Annotated in this window: 2 rRNA genes (1 of these 2 cut by a window edge); both read right to left on the bottom strand. The window is 51.6% G+C overall.

What is annotated here, in order from left to right:
- Positions 1 to 60: 60 nt before the first annotated feature.
- Positions 61 to 175, bottom strand: a 5S ribosomal RNA gene (gene rrf, locus F8A88_RS15695).
- Between the two features lie 44 nt (positions 176 to 219).
- Positions 220 to 2,333, bottom strand: a 23S ribosomal RNA gene (locus F8A88_RS15690); it runs 824 nt beyond the window's last position.

The raw sequence follows: 2,333 nt of genomic DNA, 5'->3' as shown, positions 1-2,333 counted from the left end.
CCATTGCACCAAACGCAAAAAAGGCCCTGTCCGTATTGGACAGGGCCTTTTGAAATAAAGCCTTGGCAACGACCTACTTTCCCACGGCTTAGACCGCAGTATCATCGGCGATGGAGTGCTTAACTTCCGAGTTCGGAAAGGGGTCGGGTGTACCCACTCCTCCTTGGCCACCAAGGCAAAATATATAGTCAATAGGGAGAGAGAGAATTCCATTTAATATCAAATAAGACGCACGATCTATTAGTACCGGTCAGCTGAACACATCGCTGCGCGTACACTTCCGGCCTATCAACCTCGTAGTCTACAAGGGATCTTTAGGAACTTGCGTTCAGGGAGAACTAATCTTGAGGTTGGCTTCCCGCTTAGATGCCTTCAGCGGTTATCCGGACCGAACATAGCTACTCTGCAGTGCCGCTGGCGCGACAACAGAAACACCAGAGGTTCGTCCACCCCGGTCCTCTCGTACTAGGGACAGATCCTCTTCAATTCTCCTACGCCCACAGAGGATAGGGACCAAACTGTCTCACGACGTTTTAAACCCAGCTCGCGTACCACTTTAAACGGCGAACAGCCGTACCCTTGGGACCTGCTCCAGCCCCAGGATGTGATGAGCCGACATCGAGGTGCCAAACAGCGTCGTCGATGTGAACTCTTGGACGCTATCAGCCTGTTATCCCCGGCGTACCTTTTATCCTATGAGCGATGGCCCTTCCATGCGGAACCACCGGATCACTAAGACCAACTTTCGTTCCTGCTCGAGATGTCTCTCTCACAGTCAAGCTCCCTTATGCCTTTGCACTCAACGGCTGGTTTCCAATCAGCCTGAGGGAACCTTTGCAAGCCTCCGTTACTTTTTGGGAGGCGACCGCCCCAGTCAAACTACCCACCAGACACTGTCTCCACACCGGATAACGGCAATGGATTAGATATCTAAAGTATCAAGGGTGGTATTTCAAGGGTGACTCCACCGACACTGGCGTGCCGACTTCAAAGTCTCCCACCTATCCTACACGTGATAATTCAAATACCAATGTCAAGCTGTAGTAAAGGTGCACAGGGTCTTTCCGTCCTTCTGCGGGTACCCGGCATTTTCACCGGGAATTCAATTTCACTGAGTCTCTGGTTGAGACAGTGGGGGGATCGTTACGCCATTCGTGCAGGTCGGAACTTACCCGACAAGGAATTTCGCTACCTTAGGACCGTTATAGTTACGGCCGCCGTTTACTGGGGCTTCGATTCACTGCTTCGCCGAAGCTAACAACTCCTCTTAACCTTCCAGCACCGGGCAGGCGTCAGTCCCTATACATCGTCTTACGACTTAGCAGAGACCTATGTTTTTAGTAAACAGTCGCCCCCCCCGATTCGCTGCGGCTCTAGATCGCTCACAAAGTGAATTCGATCACCATCCAGAGCACCCCTTCTCGCGAACTTACGGGGTCATTTTGCCGAGTTCCTTAACCAGAGTTCTCTCAAGCGCCTTGGTCTGCTCGACCCGACCACCTGTGTTGGTTTGCGGTACGGTATGCATACGCTAAACTTAGAAGCTTTTCTAGGCAGCATGGAATTAGTGACTTACGTCGATAAAGACTCGGCATAACGTCTCGGCCTTAAAGAAGAGCGGATTTGCCTGCTCCTCAAGCCTACGCGCTTGCACCGGGATATCCAACACCCGGATCACCTATCCTCCTGCGTCCCTCCATCGCACACGTATACATGTACAGGAATATTAACCTGTTTCCCATCGACTACGCTTTTCAGCCTCGCCTTAGGGGCCGACTAACCCTGGGAAGATTAACTTTACCCAGGAAACCTTGGTCTTACGGCGAACGAGTTTTTCACTCGTTTTATCGTTACTCATGCCAGCATAATCACTTCTCATTAGTCCAGCATACCTCACGGTACACCTTCATCCCATCTGAGAACGCTCCCCTACCGCTCATGTTAAAACATGAACCCGAAGCTTCGGTACAATGCTTAGCCCCGTTACATTTTCGGCGCAGAATCGCTAGGCCAGTGAGCTATTACGCTTTCTTTAAAGGATGGCTGCTTCTAAGCCAACCTCCTGGATGTAACAGCAACTCCACCACCTTTCCCACTTAGCATTGATTTAGAGACCTTAGCTGTCGATCTGGGCTGTTTCCCTCTCGGCCATGGACCTTCGCACCCATAGCCTGACTCCCGGGAAGCATCTAACGGCATTCGGAGTTTGATAGGGGTTGGTAACCGGGTGAGGCCCCTAGCCCTGTCAGTGCTCTACCTCCGTCAGACTCATTCCCGAGGCTATACCTCAATATATTTCGGGGAGAACCAGCTATCACCGGGTTTGATTGGCC

It is taken from the genome of Pseudodesulfovibrio senegalensis, from assembly GCF_008830225.1.
GTDB lineage: Bacteria > Desulfobacterota > Desulfovibrionia > Desulfovibrionales > Desulfovibrionaceae > Pseudodesulfovibrio > Pseudodesulfovibrio senegalensis.
The sequence above is the reverse complement of the archived record's forward strand: the minus strand, read 5'-3'. Positions and strand labels throughout refer to the sequence as shown.